The sequence below is a fragment of the Aquimarina sp. ERC-38 genome, from assembly GCF_026222555.1.
Lineage (GTDB): Bacteria > Bacteroidota > Bacteroidia > Flavobacteriales > Flavobacteriaceae > Aquimarina.
Genome location: NZ_CP098511.1, coordinates 727,506 through 752,278, shown reverse-complemented (window position 1 = coordinate 752,278; position 24,773 = coordinate 727,506). Strand labels below are relative to the sequence as shown.

Sequence of the window (24,773 nt, the reverse complement as noted above, 5' to 3'; positions counted from 1 at the left end):
AAAGTCGTAAAACAATAGAAATCCCAACAAAAAAATTAAGTAAATTTTAAACAAAATCGGATTAATAAAGAACCTTCTATAATATCTCCTTAAAAACCCGGGGTGTTCCCTGTTGTAATTACCTGGTAGACGCCCTTTTAAGTAAAGAAGTTTTTACAACTTTAGTCGTAAAATTTGGGGTGTTTTCTGAAGTATCAGGGTTCATTCTTTTTAATAATAGTGCAGTGGCCATACTGCCTAACTCTTCGGCATGCTGTGATATGGTAGTAATTTTAGGAGAAGAATAGCGAGACAAAGTACTATCAGAAAAACCTATAATTGCTATTTCTTCAGGTATCTTTTTACCAATTGCATTAACAATATGAATAGCCAAGGCAACCGATAATTCGTCAAAACCTAAAATTCCGTCAACCTTATGATTCTTTAGAAAAGCAGTAATTTCTTTTGCCCCTTCATCTTCCTGGGTAACTTCGATCGTAGATAAGGTTGCACCGGTATAGGCAGTAACTACTTTTTGTGCGCCTTCTGCCCGAAGTTTACCTACACTTAATTCATGAATGGTAGAAATAACTAAAATATGCTTACAACCTGAATCTAATAAATGGCTTACCGCTTTTTTGGAAGCATCATAGTCATCAATAATCACTTTATCGCACTGAATCGTATCGCTTACCCGATCAAACAAAACCACCGGAATATTGTCTTGAGCCAGTTCTGTAATATGAGATACTTTATTTTTAATTTGTGTTTCCTGGCTTAAGGCCAAAATAATTCCGTCAACACTACTATAGGTTAAGGTTTCCAGATAATCCACTTCTTTTTGGTAAGACTCATTAGTAAAACAAGTCACTATTTTATAACCTTCTTTAGCAGCTTCCTGTTGGATACCGAAGAGTGCCGTTGCAAAAAAATTATTTAAAATTTCAGGTAGTAAGACACCAATGGTTTTAGTCTTACTGCTTTTGAGGCTTACCGCCAAAGCATTCGGTTTATAATTATAAAATTTGGCCAGTTCCCGAACCCGAACAATGGTTTTTCGACTGATTTCAGGGTCGTTCTTTAAAGATTTGGAAACTGTAGAAATAGAAAGATTTAATTCTTTAGCTAGTTGTTTTAAAGTCACTTTTTTTTTCATTTCCAAAGAGGTGTGCTGCTAATGATGCTTTATTAAAAGGTTGTAATATCTTAGATGACAACTTTTCTTATTCTATAATCCTTTTTCACTTTAATTCTTTAATAAAGATTGCTTACTAAGCAATTTCATCTAAGGGTAATTTAACTCTTGTAATGTATAAAAACTGTTTTTATTCTCATGTATTTCGGAGAAAAATTAAAATTTTGTTAAATATACAACTTATTCTATATACCGCATCAATTGCAGATATGACCATTAAAGACAATAAGACATTATTCCTTAAAAAGTATTGCGTTTAACAGGTCAATAAATAGTTGTTGTATCTGCCTCTGAAGTATCTAGGGCAAAAAAGCGTCAATTCGAGTTTTTTTTGTAATGAAATGAAGAAAAAATGTATCGAGAATAGCTTTTTTGACTAAAATCCTTGTTCTCGATACACTTCTTCCTTTGGGCGAAGCACTCGAACTGACGGATTTTATATGATTATTATTCAAATGCACCAGAGGCCATATTAAGTATAAAGTATCATCTTAAGCATTTTCTTACACAGTTACTTAATCTGGTATTATTAAAGGTAAAATTAATCTGAAAACATTCATTTTAATAGGTATACGGATGTTTTTTACAAAATTGTTCATTTAATTTTATGAGTTCGAGTTTTTTAGGGTAAAGAACTCCTTATCATTAAAATGTAGTGTATGGCTTCTTATCATTTAAAACTGTCCAATACCAGGGAAAGAGCAGAAATTGAGGATCACTTCAACCTTAATTTTAAATTCCCCAACACGTATTTTAAAGAAGTAGTTATAGACGGAGCTAATGAAAATTTACTACCGATTATAAAAGCTAATAGTACGGATTATATTTCCTTAGGGATATGGGGTTTATTACCAGATGATTTTGAGGGGGACTGGCAGGATTTTCAAAAGTTTTTTTCCACACTTTTTGTAAAACCTAGAGGTGCCGAATCAGAAAAGTTAGCAGATTTATTAAACAATGACCAACCTTGCCTGGTTATTATTTCCGGATTTTTTATTCATAAATATATAGATGGAGAATTACAGCCCTACTATGTATATAAAGAAGATGAAAAACCCTTTTGTGTGGCCGGAATCTGTACCACATTAGAAGATGGTTTTGTTACCTTTTCTATTTATAACGTTCCTTCAACCGGGCTGGTAGAAAATATTCAGAATATGTCAGCAAAAATGCCATTAGTGGTAGAAAAAGAAAATTACGCAGAATGGTTGGCAGGCGATACGGAAAAATACCTACAAAGACATCTTAAAGATAGCAATCAGAATTTAAAAGCGCATGCTATTACCCGGCAATTCTTTAATAGTGATATTTACTTTGAAAGTATGTTAGAACCTGTTTCTAATAGTAATTTACAGGAATAACCTAAAATAGAAAATTTGCTTGATGTTTTGTAGCCATAGAATGTAGTATGTTATTTAAAAAAGCAAATAATTTGGTTGATAAACGCCGGAACTACCTTTAAAATCTTATAATTTCCCTTATAAATAGTTGCTAATAGAAAAGTTGTTAATTATTGTGAAATCCGGACAGTACTGGTAAACACGATATAAAACTACTTATAAAACAGATACCACTTCATGAAATCAGAAAATCAAAAGGATGTAAAAGTTGCACTTACCGTAAATGGAAAATCGGAAGTTGTATACATACAACCCTGGGTAAGCCTCCTGGACACGTTACGAGATCATCTAAATTTAACCGGGACTAAAAAGGGTTGTGACCATGGGCAATGCGGAGCTTGTACTGTTATTTGTGACGGTAAAAGAATATTGAGTTGCCTGTCGCTGGGAGTCATGAAAAACGAATCCGAAATTACTACAATTGAGGGCATTGCTAAAGAAGAAGAGTTGCATCCCTTACAGAAAGCCTTTCTGGAACACGATGCTTTTCAATGTGGCTATTGTACACCCGGGCAGATATGTAGTGCTATAGGGATGATAGAAGAAAATCAGGTAACGACCATGGAAGAATTAAAAGACTCTATGAGTGGAAACCTATGCCGTTGTGGGGCCAACCCTAATATTATAGACGCAATTGCTAACGTAATGGAACTACAGGAATGAATAATTTTGACTATGTAAAAACAACTACTGCACAAGAAGCAGTAGCAAAAAAAGAAGAAGCACATAATTCTTTTTATGTGGCAGGAGGGACTAATTTAATTGATCTTTGGAAATACGATATCGAACATCCGGAAGCCTTAGTTGATATCTCGGATTTTAACGTTTATAAAACAATAGAAGATCTTGGTGCAGACGGAGTTCGACTGGGGGCTTTAGTCTCTAATGCTGATACGGCGCATCACCCGTTGATTAAAGAACGATATCCGTTACTATCAAACACCATATTAGCCGGAGCTTCAGCACAAATAAGAAATAGTGCAACTAACGGTGGGAATTTGTTACAACGTACCCGTTGCTATTATTTTTATGATAAAGTGTCTCCCTGTAATAAAAGGGTTCCGGGTTCGGGATGTCCGGCAAAAGAAGGGATGAACCGCTTACATGCCATTCTGGGGCATAGCGAACATTGTATTGCTACCTTCCCATCAGATATGTGTGTGGCTCTGGCAGCTTTAGAAGCAAAAGTAGAAGTAACCGGACCTAAAGGCGATCGAACTATTGCCTTTGAAGATTTTCATACGCTTCCCGGCGATACTCCTGATATTGAAAATACCCTGGGTAAAAATGAATTGATTACAGCGATTGTACTTCCGCCGGAAGGATACGCGGATAACTATTCTTATTTAAAACTACGGGATAGAAACTCCTATGCTTTTGCATTAGTAAGTGTAGCTACCGGAATGAAATTAAATGCTGGTAAGATTGAAAAGATTAGAATAGCTTTGGGAGGTGTAGCCCATATCCCCTGGCGTAATAAAGAAGTAGAAAACTTTTTACAAGGAAAAAGCCCAACTCCTGAAAATTTTAAACAAGCCGCAGAAATGATGGTGGAAGGAGCCGTAGGTTTTGAACATAATTCTTTTAAAATTGAAGCCACCAAAAGGGCGTTAGTACGTAACTGCATCATGGCTTTAGATCCGTCAACACAACGTCCCGGAGCTAAACCTTCACTATAAAATTTCAACTATGAAAAAGAAAAGTATTGGAACGCCGGTAGGTCGGCTGGAAGGCCATTTAAAAGTAACCGGACAGGCTAAATACGCCGGAGAATATAATCATAAAGACCTGGTGTACGGTTATATTGTAAATAGTACCGTCACTAAAGGTAAGATTACGGAAATTATTGAAGATGCATCCAGGGCAATTGATGGGGTTATTGAAATATTTACCCCCTTTAACCGACCTAAACTACCCTGGTTTGACATGCTATATGCAGATATGGATGCTCCTCCGGGTTCGCCCTTTAAGCCTTTGTATGACAATGAAATTAAATGTAACGGGCAACCGGTTGCATTAGTCGTTGCAAATACCTTTGAAAAGGCAAGGTATGCTGCTTCTTTATTGGACATCCATTATGAAGAAGAAACTTTTGATACGGATCTAAAGAATAACCTGCATCAAACCAAGGACCCTCAGGTAGGTATTGCTCATATTTTAAAACCTTTACCACCTTCTCCCAAAGGGGATTTCTTTGAAGCGTATCGAAATGCAGAACATCAGGCATCTGAAAATTTTTATCATGGGGCAGAACATCATAATCCGCTAGAATTATTTGCTTCTACGGTTATCTATGAAGATGGTAAGTTAACAGTGTATGACAAAACCCAGGGGACGAGCAATTGCCAATTATACATTTCAAATATTTTCGGGTTGAAATTTAGCGATGTTAGGGTGGTTTCTCCTTTTGTAGGAGGAGGGTTCGGATCGGGATTACGACCGCAATACCAACTGTTTTTATGTGTGATGGCGTCGCTAGAACTTAAGCAGAATGTTCGGGTGACGATGGATCGTAAACAGATGTTTACCTTTGGTCACCGTCCGCAAACCTTTCAATCCACACAATTTGGTACGGATGCTACGGGTAAACTCACCGCCTTACGTCATAAAGCTGTTGCAGAAACTTCCAGGTTTGAAGATTATACCGAGGTAGTTGTTAACTGGGGACATATGTTATACCCAGCCCAGAATTCTTTGTTAGAGTATAAATTAGTTCCTTTAGATGTATATTCTCCTTTAGATATGCGAGCACCGGGCGGAAGTACCGGGTTACACGCAGTAGAAGCTACAATGGACATACTTTCTTATCAAAATAATATAGATCCGTTAGAATTTCGGTTAATTAATTATGCCGAACGGGATGCGAGTGCAGATAAACCATTTTCCAGTAAAGAATTGAAAGAGTGTTATCGCCAGGGAGCCGAAAAATTCGGGTGGAATCAACGTAATCCTGAAGTTCGTAGTATGAAACGAGGCAACCGACTGGTAGGGCAGGGAATGAGTTCCGGAATTTGGGATGTAATTGCTTTACCGGCCAAAGCTAAGGCTATTATGAATAGTGATGGCAAACTTACCATTGAATGTGCGGTGACAGATGTAGGACAAGGTTCTTATACGATTTTTAGCCAAATTGCCGCAGACACGCTAGGTTTAGACCTGGATCAGGTCACCTTCAAGTACGGGGATAGTGATTTGCCTATTTCTCCGATTCAGGGTGGATCGTATACCACCGGAGTCGTAGGATCAGCGATTAAAGCAGCTTGCGAATCTTTAAAAAAGAAATTACTAAAAAAAGCAAAACTTATTTATCAATCTCCGTTCTTGGGAATCCGTTATCGGGATATTGTTTTTGAAGATGGAAGTTTATACAGTAAAAATACACCTGAACATACCATTAGCTTTACCGAAATTATAGCAGCTAATAAAGGAAAAGCGGTCAAAGCCAGTAAAAGTAACATCCCAAATGCCTTTAAATTAAAACAATATACCCGTGCTGCTCATAGTGCTGCTTTTGTAGAAGTTGAAGTAGACGAACAGTTGGGGGTAATTAATGTGACCCGTGCCGTAACTGCGGTAGCCGCAGGAAGGATTATTAATCCTAAAACCGCCCGAAGTCAAATATTAGGGGGAATGACCTGGGGAATTAGTAAAGCTTTGCAAGAAGAAACCATGCTGGACAGTAATATTGGTAAGTTTATTAATACTAACCTAGGAGAATATCATATTCCGGTACATGCGGATATACATGAAATGGATGTAATTTTTGTAGAAGAACATGATGATATTATTAATGAGTTAGGAAGTAAAGGGGTTGGAGAAATCGGATTAGCTTCAATGTCACCGGCTATAGCAAATGCGATTTATCATGCTACCGGAAAACGCATCAATAAATTTCCCATTCACTTTGATGATTTGATTACAGAATCCGTAACTGAAATTCCAAGTTTAATCAATGATAAAGAAGTAGCTGAAACTGTTGCCTATTAAAAAATAGATTTCGTAAATAATACCAATTAAAATGGTAAAAGATAGTTTCCGTCTTAGTTTTAATTGGTATTATTTTACTTTCTGGGGTTTTAAATAATTAGTTTTTGTTAAAGATTTAGGACTGCTATCGCTTCTAGAATCAGGAATTAGGACTTATTATAGTATTGAAAATCGTAGATGAGTTAAATCCTTTTAATCTTTGGTTTAAACCAGGTATTTGAGAATTATTTATACCAATACTGCATATAAACATTAATTATTGTAAAATCCGTCAGTTTAAGTACTTCGACCAAAGAAAGAAGTGTGCTTCAACTAGTTCAGCAGAACTATCGAGTCTTTCGACCAAGCTCAAGATGAAAAGGGTTTTAGTCCAAAAAGCTATGTAATCCTGAGTTAAACCGAAGGACTCGATATCCTCGGTCAAGTCAAGGACAGGCTATTTTTTCTTCATTTCAATACGAAAAAACACTCCAATTGACGCTTTTTCCCCTAAATGTACCAGAGTTTATTTATATAACTTCAAACCTTTGGGTAAGCGGACCAATATGTACTTCGAAATCCCCAGGTTCTACGATGGTTTGTAAAGCTTCATTTACAAAAGATAATTCAGTTTTTGTAATGTTAAAAGTAACTTTTTTGGAAGTATTTGGTGCCAGTTCTATTTTTTTAAAACCTTTTAATGCTTTTACTTCCGGGGTAATGCTGGCATATAAATCACTTATAAATAAGAGTACGGATTCTTTAGCAGTATATAAACCAGTATTTGTGATGGTAACAGATACGTTCAATACTTCATTTTCGGTAATTTTTAAAGCGCTCAGTTGTAAATCCGAATAGGTAAAAGTGGTATATGACAAGCCGTGTCCAAATTCATATTGCTGATCATAATCCGAAGTATAATACATTGGAACATGAATGTTTTCGCTATGCTTATGGTTATAATTGACCAGGGAATGCGGATGTTTCGGGTAATTAATAGGTAAGCGACCACTGGGGACTTTATTGCCGTATACCAGGTTTAACAGGGCATCGGCTCCGTAATTTCCAGGTAAATATGCCATAAAAACCGCATCCACCAGGGGTTCAATTTTGCTAAAGATAAGCGGACGTCCTTCAAATAATACCAGAATGATTTTCTTTCCTTTTGTTGCTATTTGTTCAATTAAAGCAACCTGGTCATCCGGTATTATTAGGGAATGTGTATTGCCCGGGGTTTCGGTATAGGAGTTTTCACCCAGGCAAAGTAGTACTACATCACTGGCTTCCACTTCTTTTTCTATAGTTTTAAAGTCTGCTGTATTTTCAAAAGTCAGGCTTTCTTTAAAAACCACATTTTTTTTAGTTGCAAAAGCATCAGCAACGGTATTTTTATCTTTGGTATACGTATCCACTTCATCACCCTGCCAACTATAAGACCAGCCTCCGTTAAGCGGTCGCATGGAGTTAGCAGAGGGTCCGGTAATTAATACCTTGCAATCTTCGGATAAGGGTAGCAGGTTTTCTTTATTTTTTAATAAAGTAATGGATTCTTCCGCAGCTTCCTGGCTTAACATTTTAAATGCTTCACATCCAAACTTCGGATATGTATCGGGATGAGTAACGGGTTTTTGAAATAAATTGAGTTGTAGTTTTACCTTTAAAATCCTTCTTACGGCACTATCTACTCTTTCTTGACTAACTAATCCTTCATTAACCAGTTCCAGTAAGTGTTTTATAAAATCGAAGTCATGTGGTACCATGCTCATATCTACCCCGGCATTAATGGCCATTCTTACGGCATCTTTAATCGTAGGTGCTACTTTATGCCTCGTATGCAGGTAGTTGATATCTGCCCAATCCGTAACCGCAATACCTTCAAAACCCAATTCTTCCCGAAGTACCTCGGTTAATAAAAACTTACTACAATGCACCGGGGTACCATTGATTTCCCCTGAACTGATCATTAAAGTTGCTGATCCGGCATCTATGGCTTTTTTAAAAACAGGTAAAAAATATTGCCGTAGTTCCCGTTCCGGTATCCAGGCGGGAGTACGGTCTTTACCAGAAAGCGGAGAGCCGTATCCTATATAATGCTTCATACAACTCATCACTTTTTCAGGATCGCCGGATGTTCCCTGATATCCTTTGATCATAGCTTCTCCTAAAGAAGTACTTAAATAGGCATCTTCTCCAAAGGTTTCCCATAATCGGGGCCATAAAGAATTTTTACCCAGGTCCAATACCGGAGAAAAGTTCCAGGGAATAGAAGAAGCCCTGGTTTCGTAGGCTGCGATAGAAGCCAGTTCTTCTACCAGTTTAGTATTAAAAGTAGCGGCTAATCCTAGTTGTTGCGGAAATAAAGTGCCCCCAGTCGTATAATTAACCCCGTGTATGGCATCAATACCGTAGATAATAGGGATTTGAAGTGGGGTTTTAGCTGCTTCGTCCTGAAGCGTTTTAATAAGCTTATACCATTCTTCCCTGGATAATGGTGCAGTTGGAGTATTGAAGATGGAACCAACTTTATACGTATGAATAGCTTCTTTTACCAACTTTATATCCAATTCATAAGGTTGCGAAGAACTGTATTGATCTTCTCCCTTGGTCACGACATCTAAGGCAATTTGAGTCATCTGACCTACTTTTTCTTCCAGGGACATTTTTGATAATAAATCTTCAACTTTTTGGTCAATGGCAGTATCCATACAGGAGTAAAAAATAAAATTTGAAAATAATTACAAATCGGTTAACCTAAACTTTTGAACTAAGTCCGTATAGGAACTTCCACCAATATACACTTTAAAATCCCCGGGTTCAGCTTCCCATTTTTTATTTGCGGTATAAAATTGGAGTAGTTTTTCGTCAATAATAAAAGACACGATTTTACTTTCACCGGGATTTAAAGTAACAAGTTCGAAGCCTTTCAATTCCTTAATTGGTCGGGTTAAACTACCAAATAAGTCCTGGATATATAATTGTACTACTTCTTTTCCGGCTACTTTGCCCGTATTGGTAAGCTTAACGCTTGCCGTAATTTTTTCTTTTTTAGAAAAAGTTTCTTTACTTATCTTAAAATTTGAATATGTAAAACTCGTATAACATAAACCATGACCAAAGGGAAATAGGGGAGCATTTCTTTCATCGGTATAATGAGACCAAAAAACCATACCCTGGGCATTTGCAGGTCGACCGGTTGATTTTGTATTGTAATATAAAGGAACTTGTCCTATATGACGTGGAAAAGATACCGGAAGTTTTCCGGAAGGGTTATACGCTCCAAAAAGTATACGGGCAATCGCATTTCCGGACCTGGAACCCAAATGCCAGGCTTCTAGAATAGCAGGAGCTTTTTCTGCTACGTCGGGAATTGCTAAAGGTCGCCCGTTCATAAGTACCACAACCAGGTTTTTATTTACCTTTTGTACAGCTTCAAATAGTTTTTTCTGGGGATTGGTCAGTTCAATACTAACCTGGCTACGTCCTTCTCCGGATTGAAAAGCTTCTTCACCAATAACCAAAACTACTATCTCAGCATTTTTAGCAAGAGCAACTGCCTCTTCTATTCCGTTATCATCCGTTCGGTTAAGAGTCAGTTCGTTTGTAAAACTCCTTTCCCCCAGACCCAGATGAACCCCTTTTGCATAGCTGATCTTAGTTGATTTGGGGAGTATTTCCTGGATTCCTTCCAGTAAAGAAATGGCGGATTCTTTTTCGGCTTTGCCACGCCAATTGCCTAAAGGGGTGTCTTTATCAGCAGCTAATGGTCCGATCACTGCAATAGATGTGACTTTTTTGGAAATAGGTAAGATATTGTTTTTATTCTGAAGTAAGACTATGGATTTTAACGCCATATCTTCAGCTGCTTCCAGGTTTTCTTGGGTGTAAATCTCCGATTGTTCGCGTTTTTCGTTTAGATAGCGATAGGGGTCATCAAATAACCCTAACTTAAATTTAACCCGAAGAATTCGTTTGACAGCATCGTCCAGAAGTTGGATAGCTACTTTATTTTCAGTAATCAAAGTTTCCAGATGTTTTTCATAGACCCGACCTTCCATGTCCATATCGTTCCCTGCATTTATAGCCCGATAGGCAGCTTCTTTTTGATCTTTGGCGTAGCCATGTAAAATTAATTCTACAATAGAACCCCAGTCCGAAACAATAAACCCATCCCAGTTCCATTTTTCCTTAAGGATGCCCGTAAGTAATTCTTTATGAGCCGAAGTAGGAATACCGTCCAGTTCATTAAATGCGCTCATCACCGAAGCAACACCAGCGTCAACCGCAGCTTTAAAAGGGGGGAGTACCGTGTTAAAAAGTTCGTACGCTCCGATACTTACCGTATTGTAGTCACGTCCGGCCTCTGCAAAACCATAAGCGGCAAAATGTTTGACACAGGCAGCCAGCGTATGAGGATCAGATAAATCCTTACCTTGAAAACCCTGAACCCGGGCAACGGCAACCTTTGAACCTAAAAAGGGGTCTTCGCCCGCTCCTTCCATAACCCGTCCCCACCGGGCGTCTCTTGAGATATCAACCATAGGTCCAAACGCCCAGTTAATCCCGGAAGCCGTAGCTTCTCTGGCAGTAATCCCAGCTGAATTTTGAATAGCTTCCAGGTCCCAACTGGCAGTTTCCGCTAAAGGTATCGGAAAAATAGTTTTAAATCCATGGATCAAATCATACCCAAACAATAATGGAATTTTTAATCGCGAATGGTCTAAGACCGCTTTTTGTAATTTTTTAGCTCCGGCTACAGAAGTAACATTGAGCATTGCCCCAACTTTTCCTTTTTTTATGTTATCCAGTTTTTTCTGATTCCCCAAATCAGACGGAGGACCGGTTACATCCCAACTTCCACTATATAAAACGAGTTGCCCTACTTTTTCGGATACGGTCATTTGAGATAGTAAAGAGTCAACCCTTTGTTCTATTAAGATTGCCTGCTGTGATTTCTGCGAAAAACCGGTTAGGAAAGAGAAGAAAATTAAAAAAAGTAATTTATAATAAGTCATAAAGGCTTAAGATGAGTTCATTGCGTTTTAGGTTTAATGATACATTATTAAAATGATTTGTACAGATTTTTTTGGATAAAACTGTTTAGAATCTAATTCATATTTCTAGTTATGGGGAATCGAATCTCAGAAATACTGTAAGGTTTAAGCTCATTAACCTACTTTCTGCTATTAATTTCTCCCCTTTAAAAATACCTAAAGGTTACAAAGTGTAAGTTAGTTTTGTATTTCTACTTTTATTACTTTGAATAGTAGTGTTTTTATTATAAAATTTATATTTGAAAATAAAAAATTTACGGAACTATATTGACTACATTTTCACTTATCTACTAATAGAGTATAATGTTAAACTAAATAAAACCGCCTCATTTATCTTACGAGACGGCTTTACTTAAATTAAATAGAGATCTATGAAGATTTTACTAATTTATGAAGTTCTTCTTGAACCGGAGGTAATACTTTGAGTTCTTTATTATTAATACTTCTAAGTATATCGTTATAAGTTTTAACTTTATCCTTCAAAGGTAGTATCACAAGTTCAAATAGTTTTACTAGACCTGTTTTTCTTTCTATATCAGTTAAATCATTTTCCAAACGGAAAAATTTATCATATTCAACAGGTTGTCTCATAAAAATGCTACCAATATTTTTCTTAATTTGATCTGGGTTTTTTTTATAAAAAATATCAAAGGCTCCTTCTATAAATACCCTAATGTTGAGATCAAAATAAATTCCAAAATTAGACCTTTGTAAATCTAGAAATAAAGTAGAATCTTCTAATTCTATCATATATCCATGATATTTCTTTTTAAAACTGTACAATTTTATAGTGGTTGTATAAAGTTTCTTAAATTCTTTTGGATCCATAATTAATAAGTTTCTAAAACTGTTCTCCAATTTATATGTTTATATTCCGGTAATTGTTTAACTTCGAAAAGATACTGATTTAGTTGTTTATGACCTAATTGAATAGCTCTCGGATTGTTTGGCTTTAATTCGTAGATTACACCATTATCCACATCTAAAAAGTCAATTCTTTTTCCACTTGGTAACCTAAATTCTTTATGCTTATCACCAACCTTATGTAGATGTTTTTTATAATCATAATGTATTTTTCTACCTCTTGCTGCTGCTGCTGCCACTTTAGGATTCCTTGAACCTCTAAATTTTTTACCAGTTATAAAATCAACGTTATTAGCTTTTGAGGTTGCATAACCTGTTGCTACACCAGATACAATACCGGTGGCAGCACCAGAAATTATTCCATCAAGTCCACTTTCATGTGCTAAACTTAAATCTCCAGTTTTAATAAAGTTTGTGGTAAAACCACCAGCATATCCACCAGCTCCACCACCTAAGATTCCACCAATAGTAGATTTTAACAATGGACTTTTAATATCTTTTAAGAAGTTTATACTTACTCCTAATTTACTTAAGCCTAGACCAGCAGCTGATCCGAAGCCTCCACCAACTAAACCCAAACCTATACCTTGTAAAATATTTTTATCTCCACCTGGTAGAAGCGAAAATGCGCCGCCATTAAGTCCGCCAGCAACCATACCTCCAGCAGTAGTAGAAATAAAAGCGGAACTGGTTGCCGATAATGTAGAGGTTACTGCAGCTCCTGCTCCTGCACTAAGTCCACCCACAGTTCCACCTAAAACTAAGCCAACATAAGTTTCTGGACTTTTCCAATCCCAATCCACCGGATTAAATTCTCCTCCGTTCGCTTGTACTCCTCCAAAATACGCTCCTACTGCTACTCCCACAATTACTGCAATAGTAAATACTACCTCACCACTAGGATCATTAAATGAGAGTGGGTTATTCCATACATAGGCATATCTATCAAAACTTTTTGAACTAAAAGGATCTTGAATGTAATTATCAGGACTTAAGAAACGATGAAGTAGGCTATCATATATCCTACCATTCATATGTATTAAATTGGTATTGAAAATATGTTCATGTGCAGTAAATCCACGGTTCAGTAAATAGTCGCTATTTTTAAAAACTCCCTGACTATAAGCTTTAAAAGAATATTCCCTATTACCCCATGCACCAAAGTGATTTTGTTCAATTATTTTTCCAGTACTATCAGTAATTGCAGAGATACTCCCCAAATGGTCCCGATGAATATATAGTATACCGGAAGGACCATCTGAATTACTATTTTTAATGTGAACCATCGGGGAAGAATATGCATCACCAGCTACATAAGTTATAATTCGGGTAGATTTCGCTTCTTTATTGTATTCAATTTCTATAGGAAGAATAGAAGAATAGAACTTTTGATAATTTCTCTCGCTTTTTTCTGATTTATTTCCATGATATAAATGAGTTCTATCCTTATAAGGACCATAATCATAATCAATAAGTCCAGCCGTTCCTTCGTTCTTAATGGAAGTTGGTTTTTTATGAATATTATAGTCTATCTTCTGTAAATTATGAGACTCATAATGTGAATTTATTGAGTTATCTAACAATATTTGAATTAACTGATATTGTTTTAACTGATCATAATTGTAGGTACCTATACGGTTATTTTCTTTGATCCTACCTTTTAAATCATAAATATGTTTGGTTATAGATTTACCTTTCGCTTCTATAAGTCTATCATTAGCATCATATTCAAATTCATCCTTTTGGTTAAAAATTAAATTATTTCTATTTGTCATTAAGCCATGTTGATTATTGTAGGTGTAAGTATAATCGATAGCTTTAATAGTGGTATTGTCAACAGTTTTTTTGTCTATTAACATTGACAATCTATTTTGCTCATTGTAAGATCTATTAACCTCAAAACCATTACCAAGAGTTACCCTTGTAAAAAGACCAGAAGGATTTTGACTTTCTAACTTCCAAAGAAGCTTATTTGTCTCACCTTCTCTTATCTCTGATAATTCTCCTGAAAATGCGTCGTAAATGTTGAGAACTTTTACAGAACTTTCGGTATTGTCATTATGGTTAAGAGAATTATATATTTCATTACGTATCCGACCAAATTCATCATAACTAGTAATTTTTTCGAATCTTCCTGACGTAACTTTTCCAATTACTTCCTCACTAACTTTATTTAATCTATTGTAATCATCATATTGATATTTATAAGTATAATTTTGTTGGTCATTACCAAAAGCAGCTACCTGAGTATTTCTATATTTGCTATCATAGCTATAATTAATCAACATATTAGTACTACTACCTTCTAATTTTTTTCGTTCTAAAATTCCTTTTCTACTATAATTATAGGTTGTTTTTCCAATTGGTGTTGTCTCTTCTAATATTTGTCCAATTTTATTGTATTTATAGGTATAAATACCGCTTGAAGGATCAACCATTTTAGATTTACGTCCCCATTCATCAAGGAATACTTCAGTTTTGTAGTTATCATAGCTAGTAGATTTTAAAGAACCATTTCCATAATACTCATATTTGATTATTCCTCCTTCATCTTTAATTTCAGTGATGTTCCCAGCTGTATCTTTAGTAGTTATTATGGTTTTAAAGCCGTCGTTAATAGTTGTAGTTAAATTGTTATAGCTTGTTTTAATATTTTTACCTGTAAATAAGTTCTGTTCAATAATTCTTCCATAATTATCATAATATGTCTTATTCCATTTATTAGCAGAGGTAAGATAGGGTTCACTTTCACTTTTGATTCTACCCGCTACATCATGTACATATGATTTACTAAATAATTTGCCTTTAAAAGATTTTTCAGTTCTCTTAGTAATCCAGCCAAATGAATTTGCTTCTATATATTCATCAGGACCTTGATCATAATCAATCTTCCTTATAATTCCACCACCAGGTTTCTTTAAAAAAGATGTTTTGGTAACTTTATTTAAATAATCTGTCTTCTCAGTTTCCCGATTCCAGCCATCGTATTTATAAGTTTCTACCAAGCCATAAGGATCAGTAGATTGAAGAATATTTCCAAAACTTAAATCATAAACAAACTTTGTTTCTAAGCCTAGATAATCTCTTGATGTTAATACGAATCTACCATAACGATCATATTCAAAAGTCTGTACTCTATCGTACGCATTTCCGGGACTACTTTTACGTATAACATTACCAAATTTATCATATTTAAACTCATAGCTCAACTTTGAACTTCCGTTACTTTCCTTATCTATTTTTGAAATTAGATTATTTACGTAAGTATAATACTCTGATATTTTAAAAGAGTTACCTTTTAGAATGTCAGTACGGCTCTTATTTAGTATTCGACCCACGTGATAACTATTATCTTCAGAATTAATATTATTAGAATAAGTAACCTTAGTTTCGGAAGAACCATCTTTATGAATATGTTTTGTTGAAATAGGATTATTAAATTGATCCCTTAAATAGGAAGTAGTTGTCGATGTTCCTGATAGATAATCTTCTTTATGAACGTTATTTAATTTTAAGGTTAAACCTTTATTGGCCCTTATACTTATGCTATAGTCGTACGTTGTTTTTGATATTGTAGAAGCTGGGATATAGGTATCTGAACTGGTAGAAACCCATTCCTGATATGGTGCTCCTCTAAGTCCATGGAAAGTACTACTTCCATTCCAAAGCACTTCTACGTCGTCACCATACCAATTAGTTCTACTCATTCCTTGGAACCCTAAATAGCCCAAGCCCGTAAGATGAGCTATTGCTCCACGATACCTAAATTCACGTTTTCTTGTTATATTTTGATCTGTTTGTATTAACCTACTAACAAGTGGTACTACAGAAAGGTTTCTTACATCGATATATGGATAGGACTGTGAATACCAGTTAATATAAACTGAACCTTGCTCAAGTTTTGTATCTTCGTCATACAAAATTGTTGTTATGAGTTTTTCATTCTTAACACTTCTTAACAATACATCTTTTCGATGATCCTTTTCAAATTCAAAACCATAGATATTATTTGCGTCTATATAGGCATATTCTAAATTTGCAGTTCTATTGTTTAAATCAAGAAATACAGGAATTCCATATTTTTTAACTCCAAAGTTTTCTCTTTGCTGATAACCCTTCGGTTCAAAAGAAAAGTTAATTTCGGAAACATCATTTTTATTTAGGTGTAAACTGATCTTCTCTGTTGAATATAGATCATTTTCCAAAGGAGTTATTACATGATGTGTGAGTATGTCCGTTTTACCATCTCCATTATAATCTTGAGCTATATAATGGTATTCAAACAATTTTTCAACTGGAAATACTTCGCCTTCAAAAGAATGACCAAAACCACGACCATTATCTCCATACCAAACATCAATATTTCTTAGTGACGACTGGAAATTTTGACCATTAGCCATAAAAAACTTCCAAGTATGACTATCATTCTCTTGTGGAACAGTAAAATCAGGTTTACCATCTCCATTAAAGTCCCCAATTAAAAAAGGACGGTTAAGCTTGATAAGCTCATCTGTTTCTGCCCATAAATAAGAAATTTGACCATCATAAATAGAATAAATTCTTAGTAAACCATCAGTAATATGATATAAATCGTCTTTTCCATCATCATTAAAATCAGCAACTTTGAACTGATCACCAGGTTTTATCTCTGTTAAAAGTTTTCCCGTATTTGTAACATAATTAAAAGTTTTTTTTCTGCTAAGTTCGATTAAATGAACTACCGGATCGTTTTTTACAATACAATAGTTATCTTCAAATCCTAACTGAATAGCAAGAACATCGGTTAACCCATCACCATTAAAGTCTCCTGATATGTACTCTCTCGGAATTACTTCGTGAGGCGTGTTTTCATCATTACAATTATTGGACTTACTTTGAACAGGTGCTTTCCAGACTTTTTCATATTCTAGACTTGTAGTAAATGAATTATGGGAGTATGTTTTGAACCTTATACCTACTGGTTCCTCAACAATTGCGGTTATTCCATATTGTCCCATTACTCTTCCATATTCTTGTGTAAACTTATTAGGAATAATAGTTTTAAACTTACCAATCTCAACTGTCTTAGCTAATGTAATCTCTCTATTATTAGCAAAATCTTGGAAAAGATGAAAGCTGGTTGGTTTTAATTTATTATATAGAATTATATCCATACTATTATCATCTGTAAATTCCCCTCCAACCATGGAGTGTTTTTTATAATCCACTCCGGGAAATATCGATGTTCCTCCAGGTGTTGAATATGGTATTAGGTTGTCTTCTGTGCTATCATATTGAAATGTGATAGGTGCAAACCTCTCATCATCTTTATTGTATTCAGTAATGGAACTTACTAAATCATATCCAAGAGAACTTTGTATATGATCTATTACATATTTTCTAAAAAGCGAGCCATTTGCTCGTACATGGATAGCTTCTAACACAGAAGTTTTGAAAAACTCTTTTTTCCCAACGTAAGCTTGTTCTATTCGTGACCTTCTTTTATATTCAAAACTGATAGTATTTGGTGCACCATTATTAACTTGAGCGCCGTATGAAATAGATTGTATCTGCATTGTATTAGCAAATTTTAGATAGAAATACCTTATACTATTTGTTTGAGGGTCCTCTTTTTTAGTAATTACCCATTCCAAACTACTTCTAGAGTTTTCTGTTAGACCATACCATTCTCTCGTACCATCAGGATAATAAACTACAAAATGGTTAGGACCATAAACTGATGAATCTGGATGATTACCCACAGCTATAACTTTAATATTAGAGAAAATCTCTGTTTCATAAACAGAACCATCTTCTCCATATTTCCCTGATTTTAAGACTAAACGTTTACCATTTATAGCAAATCTATCCCATGCATCAAAATCAACAGGATCAAGGTTATTATCATGATAAAGGGTAGATGGTATCCTAGTTATAGCAGATAAACCCATAACGTTCCATCCGTACCCAACGTGACCATCAGCACTTTGACCATTATAATTTAAAGATAAGACTGGTAACATATTATTGATTCCAGGTGGTATTGCAATGGGAATGTTATAAGTGAATGCTCCAGAAGGTGAAACATCTAAATCTGCCGGAGTAATTCCGGCAACTTCAGTACCTGAAATACTTTTTTCGGTAGAACTATTTTTTACGAAATTAGAATTTGATCTTAATTTTGAGTGCTTTATTTTTTTTAATCTGACCGTTTTAGATAAAACCTCAGATTCAATTTTTTGAGTTTTAGTTTGTGAATAAGTACATATTCCCATTAAAACTAATACATATAGTAATGTTTTTAAAATAAATTTCATTTCGAATATTTTAATTTTTAATAATTTTTTGAGAAAAAGTACTGTTGTCTTTAAACTTAAACTGAAGTAAATACATTCCAGTAGAATACGAACTCAAATTGAACTTATAAGAATTGAATTGTTTTATTGGGACTTCCTTAATCTTACTACCTAAATAATTTACAAGCTTAATTGATTGTAGGTTCTCCATACTAATTTCGGACCATTCAACGATTAGAATTCCATTGGTAGGATTTGGATACATAACAAATTGTCCATTAAATTGATTTGCAAGTGTTTTATCTTCTTTTAAATCTTCTATTGTCTTTTTTAGAATGAAGCAACTTCCTGTACAGTATTCTCTTTGAACTTGATTTCCTGATTTATCATATGTAAATAATAGTTTATTAGTTTGGGAGAATAAAGAGCTTCCAAAACAAAGCATTAGTAATATGTATATTTTAAGTGGTTTCATTTGATTTTAATTATATTAAATTTTAAAATTTTACGTAGAGCGATCCGTTGGGCTAAAAACCTGGTTTTGCCTTAGATCTTTTTTCCGATAAAAAGTAAAGAAGGGTACTATAGTTTCATTGGCAAGTGATTTGTGTAATTAGACATAGGTTTAATTATTATAAAAGCAGAAATATCCGCTTATGTATTTGTTAGGGGTCAAAAGTAAAAGGCATAAAACCTTATACCCGGTTGGTAAACGTTTACGTTCGTTTGTAAATGTTTGTAAGTATTTACACTTGGATAGAAAGCTATTACGTAGCTACCTATGAGTTGTTAAATATGTATTAAATTAAATTTGGTCTTAAGGCTGTTTGTACTATTAGTATCAATTCAATTAATTTTGTTACAGTTTTAAATGTTAAATTACATAAGTAGGGGTTCATGGCGTTCGGGGTTGGGGTAATCGTAATTATGTATATTAGCTTGCTTCGTCCTCTTTAAAAAAATATTCGTGCCTTAGCTTAATCAACAACACTTTAGCTTCTTCTATAGGTTTATTTTTTTTAAACAGGTCCTTAATCCAGGAATCTAGTAAAGTTTCATATTCTCTATTTTCAGCTACCCCTTGACAAAAGGGGATAAAGTCTAAGTGTAGATGTTTTAGCAATTCTAAATAATATTTTGTTTCCGCGTCTTCTTTCTTCATAGCGTAATTTATTTGGGGTTATTTAAATCTATTCTTTTTAAAATAATGATAGAGGGCTGTAATCCTTTTATCATCCAGTTTTCTTTGTTCATAGGTAAATTTTTGAATTGTACCTCTTGGAAACCCTAATTCTCTTTCTATTGCACGAAGTCTTAAAATTTTATGCTGTCTTTGTAAATATTTTTCAACTTTAATTCTATGTACATTATTAATATCCATTTTTATTAATGATAGAGTATAGATTTATAAGGTTTAAATTAGTTATGATTGATATTATACTCTCAGTAATTTATTTAAAGGTCAAATAGATTAAACAACTTAGTTAAGACCTATTATATAAATAACATTCTATTGGCAAAATATATATATTTGTTACAGAACAATAATTATTTGAACAATTGTTCGTAAATATAGAAAATTTGTTCGTTAAAGTGAAATTATTTTCTATTAATTATAAAGTTTTAATGGATTTTTACGAGAAAATAATTCAAATTAAAAAAGATAATAATTTGACCTATTCTGATTTGGGGGAACCTATTAATTTAAAAGGTTCTGCTTTAAGAATGGCTCTTAAACGAAAAAGTCTAAGTGATCTACAGAAAAGGGAATTAAATACTAAGTTCACAATTAGTAATAATACATTAGATAACTTAAACGACATAGAATCCTTTCAAATAAAATTAAAGGAGTTTTCGGATTTTTTTGTAAAATATGAATCACAAGTACTACTAGATCCAAACATTAGAAATATTATTGAGAAAAAAGTTGCAAAAAGATTATTTGAAATTACTCGAGATAAGGATAGCTTAAAAGAATTTTTAGATACCTAGCCTATATTTAGTGCTTTGTTATAGTAATTAATTGCTTGCTTATAATCGTTATTAAAGGTTTGCGATATTAATTTTTTCACTTTATTCTTTTCTTGTTTTATTTCCTGTTCTAGGTAATTTTCAACTTCATTTGATAAATGTGAATAAATTTCTGAACTAATAAAATTAGACTCTTTTACATTTTTTAAAATTTTCTTTGCTTCTTCTTTATTCATTATTTAGTGCTTATTCAGTAAACAATTATCTTCTTTCAACTAGCTTTACTTCCCCCTATTTTATCCACTTCTTTAAGAGTATCTATTAGAAAATTTTTCCTATCTGAACTATGAATATACTTCTGGTATACATCATAAGAAATAAACCTAGTTAAAGACCTTATTTTAGCCCTCATGTTAGAAATAGTATATAACTCTTTATTGAGCCATTGTAAGTATAGAACAACACTAACATTTATTAATATTGACCCTACAACTAATAAGAAGTAATATTGAGTATAGGAAAAGTCATTTCTTGGGAGAATTGAGTAGATACAAAACCAGACTGAAATAAAAGAAAAAAAAGATAGTACTATTCTTACAGTTCTCCTGTATTGAATACTACTATCTTTCTTGTTCTCTTCGCCCTTTTTATAAATCCAAAAGCAGAAAAGAGTAAGTATGGCTAGACAGAAAAAGGTGATCCTCCTAGTAAAAACCTTCTCCAATTACTCCATCCAAAAACTTTATTAATTACCTGACTATGTATTTCTTTTACCTCGGTTACTTTACCATTATTTACAATAATTTCAACATCGCCTATAGTATTCTTTCCTTCAATTAGCTTAACTTCACTATAACTATTTTTATAATCAATTTTCTTCGGAAGAAAAGTATGAATTAAGGGTGTAAAAGCAACTAAGCTTAAAAAAATAGTAATTAAGTAATAATTAACGTTCTTCGAGTTCTTCTTTGCCTGTTGAAATTGTTTCTTCATCTATATCTGTTTCTGTACAGGATAATACTGTTATAGATGTTAAAAGTAAAAAAGAAATTCTAATTAAAAATTTTTTAGTGTTCATCGTTTAAAAATTTACTTGTGGTTATAAAAAAAATAATAATATAATTCGTTGATTTTCAGACAAATTTAGCGTCAAATTTTTAAATTTGCACTATAGATTTTTTTATTTTTTTCTGGTACTTTTGCACCTTTTTATTCATTTTTTTAACAAAATATTTCAACAATTTATGTTGAAAAACGTCTAATTTAATATTCTAACTTTTCTTAGAATTATATCATTTATTTAAAAGCTTATATTTCAGTAACATAAAAGCATATTCACTGTATGTTATTTCCGTAAATCTATTATTTCTTTTTCTTTAAAAACTTTTTATACCACTTTTCCGATTTAAGGGCTTTTTCCGGAACAAAATTCAAACTAGACCCCCGTTTTACTTTTGGGTTTGAGATATGGTTATCTACTTTGATATGTTCTTTTTGGCAAGGCTAATAATCGCTTTTTGAAGCGTGTCCGTCCGGATGGATAGGTTTGTGTATTGTTTCTCCAGTTCGGTGTACTTTCCGCCGATCAACTGGGTTTGCTTTTTGACTTTAGACAAGCGTTTTTAAAAGAAAAATAGAATAGGTTTATTAAATATAGACTTGCCCATAAAGGAATTTCAAAAAAGAAATTAAAAAAACTAAAAACAAAAGGTAGGTAGTTGCATAGATAGTAGAATTAGACGGGTAAAACTATTTTGATGTAATAAGTTGAATCGGTAAAGTAATTTAAAGTATCAGTTCGCTTTAAACTATACACTTTAAGTTCACCCACCTATATTCTTTATATTAATTTCTCCCCTTTAAGAAAACCCGAAGGTTATAAATTGTAAGTTTGTAACTTCATATAAGACTAATTAGTAAAACCTATGTCCAAAACCTATTATGATCCGTCTGACCTAAGAAAATTTGGTAAAATCACCGAATGGAGCGAAGAATTAGGTGAAAAATTCTTTGAGTACTACGGAAAAGTTTTTGAAGAAGGCGCTTTGTCTGCAAGAGAAAAAGCATTAATTGCCCTGGCGGTAGCTCATACGGAACAATGTCCGTACTGTATTGATGCGTATACTAAAGATACTTTAGAACGTGGGGTAACTAAAGAAGAAATGATGGAAGCCGTTCATGTAGGGGCAGCTATCAAAAGTGGGGCAACTCTAGTCCACGGAGTGATGATGATGAATAAAGTCAATAAATTAGACTTATAAACCAATGTACATGGTAGAACCAAAAATTAAAAAATCTTTACATAAACGTAACGATAATCTTTCTGATCCTAAGGAACAATTACGTATTTTAAATAACGGCTTGTTTTCAGGTGGGGAACTGCCGACCTTTAAGGAAAAAATAAAAGAAAGTGGGTATGCTACGTTTACACCCAAAGCTTTAGAAATTCTTCAAATTAACGTAGGATATATGTGCAACCAGGTGTGTGCTCATTGCCACGTGGATGCGGGTCCGGATCGTAAGGAAATTATGACCAGAGAAACTATGCAACAATGCCTGGAGGTCATAAAAAACAGTGGAGCACATACCTTAGATTTAACCGGAGGTGCGCCCGAAATGAACCCGAATTTTAGGTGGTTTGTAGAAGAAGCCAGTAAATTAGGTGTAAAGGATTTTATTGTACGTAGTAATTTAACCATTATCAGGGCTAATAAAAAATATTACGACTTGCCGGACTTCTTCAAACAATATAATATCCACGTAGTTTCCTCTATGCCACATTGGACACGGGGTAAAACAGATAAGCAACGAGGTAACGGTGTATTTGACGCTTCTATTAAAGCATTGCAAGAGTTAAATGAAAGAGGATACGGGATGCCGGGCAGTAACTTAAAACTGGACCTGGTGTATAATCCTTCGGGTGCTTTTTTACCATCCGGGCAGGAAGCTATGAAAAAGGAATTTAAAAAAGCCTTACTAGAGGATTTTGACATCCAGTTTCATGACCTTTTTGCAATTACAAACCTACCTATCAGCCGTTTTCTGGAATATCTAATTGCTTCAGAGAATTATGAGGATTACATGTACGCACTGGTCGAAGCTTATAATCCGGCAGCGGTGGCTAATGTGATGTGTACAAATACCTTGTCCGTAAGCTGGGACGGTTGGTTATACGATTGTGATTTTAATCAGATGCTTGACTTAAAAGTAGCTAGTAAAGTACAGCATATTAGTGAATATAACGAAGCTATCTTACAGAATCGGCAAATTGTCATTTCGCAACATTGTTACGGATGTACTGCCGGAGCGGGAAGTAGCTGCCAGGGTACGGTAGCTTAAAGTGCTATTCACCTGGTTTTTGTACTATTTACAATCATTATAAAAGTTTAAAAAATTAAACAAGTGCAATCTTCTGAAGCTATTATTGTATTCACCCGTAATCCGGAACTGGGAAAGGTTAAAACGAGATTAGCTAAAGAAGTAGGAGATACTGCTGCCCTGGAAATCTATCAATTCCTCTTACAACATACCTACGAAATTGTCCGTAAAAGTAATGCGGACAAACTGATCTGGTATAGTAACGAAATTATAGAGAACGATATCTGGAAAGGAGAACATTTCTATAAACACCAACAACAAGGAGAAGACCTAGGCGAACGGATGCATTTTGCTTTTCAAACGGCTTTTCAATTAGGGTATACAAAGGTGTGTATCATTGGGAGTGATCTTTTTGACTTACAGGTAGCTCATATTCAGGAAGCCTTTTCGCATTTAGATACTAATAACGCAGTCATAGGCCCTGCAGAAGACGGAGGCTATTATCTATTAGGTTTAACTGAACTTATTCCTTCATTATTTAAAGATAAAAAATGGGGAACTTCTTCAGTATACGAGCAATCCGTTCAAAATTTAAAAGAAACGAGTTATACTAAGTTAACCATGTTAAATGATATTGATTACAAAAAAGATGTATTGCGTTATCCGGAATTAATAGAAATTATAGAAAAATATAAAAACAACCTGTAAGGAACCCTCTTTTAATCCGACTTGTTGTTTGTATTAACTATTAGCA

At 34.2% G+C, this 24,773-nt stretch carries 19 protein-coding genes; 8 read left to right on the top strand and 11 right to left on the bottom strand.

Translation table 11 applies throughout. The features are described 5' to 3' along the window. Nucleotides 1-118: 118 nt before the first annotated feature. Nucleotides 119-1,135: a LacI family DNA-binding transcriptional regulator gene (locus NBT05_RS03245; protein ID WP_265772005.1), complete on the bottom strand. Its 1,017-nt coding sequence runs from the start codon at nt 1,133-1,135 to the stop codon at nt 119-121. A gap of 698 nt (nt 1,136-1,833) precedes the next feature. On the opposite strand from NBT05_RS03245, the gene NBT05_RS03240 reads away from it, so the two are divergent. The 4 genes from NBT05_RS03240 to NBT05_RS03225 all read left to right on the top strand — a co-directional run bounded on the left by NBT05_RS03240 (nt 1,834) and on the right by NBT05_RS03225 (nt 6,561). Beyond that, the gene (locus NBT05_RS03240; RefSeq protein WP_265772004.1) at nt 1,834-2,535 is read left to right on the top strand and encodes an SOS response-associated peptidase family protein; all 702 of its coding nucleotides are present in this window, start codon (nt 1,834-1,836) and stop codon (nt 2,533-2,535) included. Nucleotides 2,536-2,751: 216 nt separating this feature from the next. After that, on the top strand, nt 2,752-3,237 hold the full coding sequence (locus NBT05_RS03235) for a (2Fe-2S)-binding protein (RefSeq protein ID WP_265772003.1): 486 nt from the start codon (nt 2,752-2,754) through the stop codon (nt 3,235-3,237). After that, nucleotides 3,234-4,253, top strand: a complete 1,020-nt coding sequence (locus NBT05_RS03230; protein ID WP_265772002.1) for an FAD binding domain-containing protein — start codon at nt 3,234-3,236, stop codon at nt 4,251-4,253. Before NBT05_RS03235 ends, NBT05_RS03230 begins: the two co-directional genes overlap by 4 nt. A 10-nt stretch (nt 4,254-4,263) precedes the next feature. Beyond that, nucleotides 4,264-6,561, top strand: a complete 2,298-nt coding sequence (locus NBT05_RS03225) for a xanthine dehydrogenase family protein molybdopterin-binding subunit (protein ID WP_265772001.1) — start codon at nt 4,264-4,266, stop codon at nt 6,559-6,561. Nucleotides 6,562-7,070: 509 nt separating this feature from the next. On the opposite strand, the gene NBT05_RS03220 is transcribed toward NBT05_RS03225, so the two are convergent. From NBT05_RS03220 to NBT05_RS03190, 7 genes are all read right to left on the bottom strand, one after another. Then, entirely contained in the window at nt 7,071-9,245 is a 2,175-nt protein-coding gene (locus NBT05_RS03220) for a glycoside hydrolase family 3 N-terminal domain-containing protein (protein ID WP_265772000.1), read from the bottom strand. A 30-nt stretch (nt 9,246-9,275) separates the two neighbouring features. After that, the gene (bglX, locus tag NBT05_RS03215) at nt 9,276-11,552 is read right to left on the bottom strand and encodes a beta-glucosidase BglX (protein WP_265771999.1); all 2,277 of its coding nucleotides are present in this window, start codon (nt 11,550-11,552) and stop codon (nt 9,276-9,278) included. A gap of 408 nt (nt 11,553-11,960) precedes the next feature. After that, complete coding sequence (locus NBT05_RS03210; RefSeq protein ID WP_265771998.1) at nt 11,961-12,419, bottom strand: DUF4304 domain-containing protein; 459 nt, start codon at nt 12,417-12,419, stop codon at nt 11,961-11,963. A gap of 2 nt (nt 12,420-12,421) precedes the next feature. After that, on the bottom strand, nt 12,422-18,751 hold the full coding sequence (locus tag NBT05_RS03205; RefSeq protein WP_265771997.1) for an RHS repeat-associated core domain-containing protein: 6,330 nt from the start codon (nt 18,749-18,751) through the stop codon (nt 12,422-12,424). A 10-nt stretch (nt 18,752-18,761) separates the two neighbouring features. Then, on the bottom strand, nt 18,762-19,205 hold the full coding sequence (locus NBT05_RS03200; RefSeq protein WP_265771996.1) for a T9SS type A sorting domain-containing protein: 444 nt from the start codon (nt 19,203-19,205) through the stop codon (nt 18,762-18,764). Nucleotides 19,206-19,664: 459 nt separating this feature from the next. Beyond that, nucleotides 19,665-19,892, bottom strand: coding sequence for a hypothetical protein (locus tag NBT05_RS03195; RefSeq protein WP_265771995.1), 228 nt, complete (start codon nt 19,890-19,892; stop codon nt 19,665-19,667). 18 nt (nt 19,893-19,910) lie between these two features. Next, the gene (locus tag NBT05_RS03190; protein ID WP_265771994.1) at nt 19,911-20,111 is read right to left on the bottom strand and encodes a hypothetical protein; all 201 of its coding nucleotides are present in this window, start codon (nt 20,109-20,111) and stop codon (nt 19,911-19,913) included. A gap of 212 nt (nt 20,112-20,323) precedes the next feature. Here NBT05_RS03190 and NBT05_RS03185 point away from each other — a divergent pair, with 212 nt between their 5' ends. Further along, nucleotides 20,324-20,722 carry a hypothetical protein gene (locus NBT05_RS03185; RefSeq protein WP_265771993.1) on the top strand — a complete coding sequence of 133 codons (399 nt, stop codon included), beginning with the start codon at nt 20,324-20,326 and terminating at the stop codon, nt 20,720-20,722. Here the strand turns inward: NBT05_RS03185 and NBT05_RS03180 are convergent. From NBT05_RS03180 to NBT05_RS03170, 3 genes are all read right to left on the bottom strand, one after another. After that, the gene (locus NBT05_RS03180) at nt 20,719-20,937 is read right to left on the bottom strand and encodes a hypothetical protein (RefSeq protein ID WP_265771992.1); all 219 of its coding nucleotides are present in this window, start codon (nt 20,935-20,937) and stop codon (nt 20,719-20,721) included. The two genes, NBT05_RS03185 and NBT05_RS03180, sit on opposite strands and share 4 nt — an antisense overlap. Before the next feature lie 445 nt (nt 20,938-21,382). After that, nucleotides 21,383-21,694, bottom strand: a complete 312-nt coding sequence (locus NBT05_RS03175; RefSeq protein ID WP_265771991.1) for a hypothetical protein — start codon at nt 21,692-21,694, stop codon at nt 21,383-21,385. A gap of 482 nt (nt 21,695-22,176) precedes the next feature. Continuing rightward, complete coding sequence (locus NBT05_RS03170) at nt 22,177-22,317, bottom strand: hypothetical protein (protein ID WP_265771990.1); 141 nt, start codon at nt 22,315-22,317, stop codon at nt 22,177-22,179. A 309-nt stretch (nt 22,318-22,626) separates the two neighbouring features. On the opposite strand from NBT05_RS03170, the gene NBT05_RS03165 reads away from it, so the two are divergent. The 3 genes from NBT05_RS03165 (at nt 22,627) to NBT05_RS03155 (ending at nt 24,727) form a co-directional block, all read left to right on the top strand. After that, nucleotides 22,627-22,962 carry an arsenosugar biosynthesis-associated peroxidase-like protein gene (locus tag NBT05_RS03165; protein ID WP_265771989.1) on the top strand — a complete coding sequence of 112 codons (336 nt, stop codon included), beginning with the start codon at nt 22,627-22,629 and terminating at the stop codon, nt 22,960-22,962. Between the two features lie 10 nt (nt 22,963-22,972). Further along, a complete protein-coding gene (arsS, locus tag NBT05_RS03160) occupies nt 22,973-24,040 on the top strand; it encodes an arsenosugar biosynthesis radical SAM (seleno)protein ArsS (RefSeq protein ID WP_265771988.1) in 1,068 nt (355 codons plus the stop codon). A 63-nt stretch (nt 24,041-24,103) separates the two neighbouring features. Continuing rightward, the gene (locus NBT05_RS03155) at nt 24,104-24,727 is read left to right on the top strand and encodes a TIGR04282 family arsenosugar biosynthesis glycosyltransferase (protein WP_265771987.1); all 624 of its coding nucleotides are present in this window, start codon (nt 24,104-24,106) and stop codon (nt 24,725-24,727) included. Nucleotides 24,728-24,773: the final 46 nt, after the last annotated feature.

What these genes read in the sequence shown, in the direction of transcription:
- NBT05_RS03245 (WP_265772005.1), bottom strand. Translation starts at nt 1,135, where the DNA reads ATGAAAAAAAAAGTGACTTTAAAACAACTAGCTAAAGAATTAAATCTT.
- NBT05_RS03240 (WP_265772004.1), top strand. Translation starts at nt 1,834, where the DNA reads ATGGCTTCTTATCATTTAAAACTGTCCAATACCAGGGAAAGAGCAGAA.
- NBT05_RS03235 (WP_265772003.1), top strand. Translation starts at nt 2,752, where the DNA reads ATGAAATCAGAAAATCAAAAGGATGTAAAAGTTGCACTTACCGTAAAT.
- NBT05_RS03230 (WP_265772002.1), top strand. Translation starts at nt 3,234, where the DNA reads ATGAATAATTTTGACTATGTAAAAACAACTACTGCACAAGAAGCAGTA.
- NBT05_RS03225 (WP_265772001.1), top strand. Translation starts at nt 4,264, where the DNA reads ATGAAAAAGAAAAGTATTGGAACGCCGGTAGGTCGGCTGGAAGGCCAT.
- NBT05_RS03220 (WP_265772000.1), bottom strand. Translation starts at nt 9,245, where the DNA reads ATGGATACTGCCATTGACCAAAAAGTTGAAGATTTATTATCAAAAATG.
- bglX (WP_265771999.1), bottom strand. Translation starts at nt 11,552, where the DNA reads ATGACTTATTATAAATTACTTTTTTTAATTTTCTTCTCTTTCCTAACC.
- NBT05_RS03210 (WP_265771998.1), bottom strand. Translation starts at nt 12,419, where the DNA reads ATGGATCCAAAAGAATTTAAGAAACTTTATACAACCACTATAAAATTG.
- NBT05_RS03205 (WP_265771997.1), bottom strand. Translation starts at nt 18,751, where the DNA reads ATGAAATTTATTTTAAAAACATTACTATATGTATTAGTTTTAATGGGA.
- NBT05_RS03200 (WP_265771996.1), bottom strand. Translation starts at nt 19,205, where the DNA reads ATGAAACCACTTAAAATATACATATTACTAATGCTTTGTTTTGGAAGC.
- NBT05_RS03195 (WP_265771995.1), bottom strand. Translation starts at nt 19,892, where the DNA reads ATGAAGAAAGAAGACGCGGAAACAAAATATTATTTAGAATTGCTAAAA.
- NBT05_RS03190 (WP_265771994.1), bottom strand. Translation starts at nt 20,111, where the DNA reads ATGGATATTAATAATGTACATAGAATTAAAGTTGAAAAATATTTACAA.
- NBT05_RS03180 (WP_265771992.1), bottom strand. Translation starts at nt 20,937, where the DNA reads ATGAATAAAGAAGAAGCAAAGAAAATTTTAAAAAATGTAAAAGAGTCT.
- NBT05_RS03175 (WP_265771991.1), bottom strand. Translation starts at nt 21,694, where the DNA reads ATGAAGAAACAATTTCAACAGGCAAAGAAGAACTCGAAGAACGTTAAT.
- NBT05_RS03165 (WP_265771989.1), top strand. Translation starts at nt 22,627, where the DNA reads ATGTCCAAAACCTATTATGATCCGTCTGACCTAAGAAAATTTGGTAAA.
- arsS (WP_265771988.1), top strand. Translation starts at nt 22,973, where the DNA reads ATGGTAGAACCAAAAATTAAAAAATCTTTACATAAACGTAACGATAAT.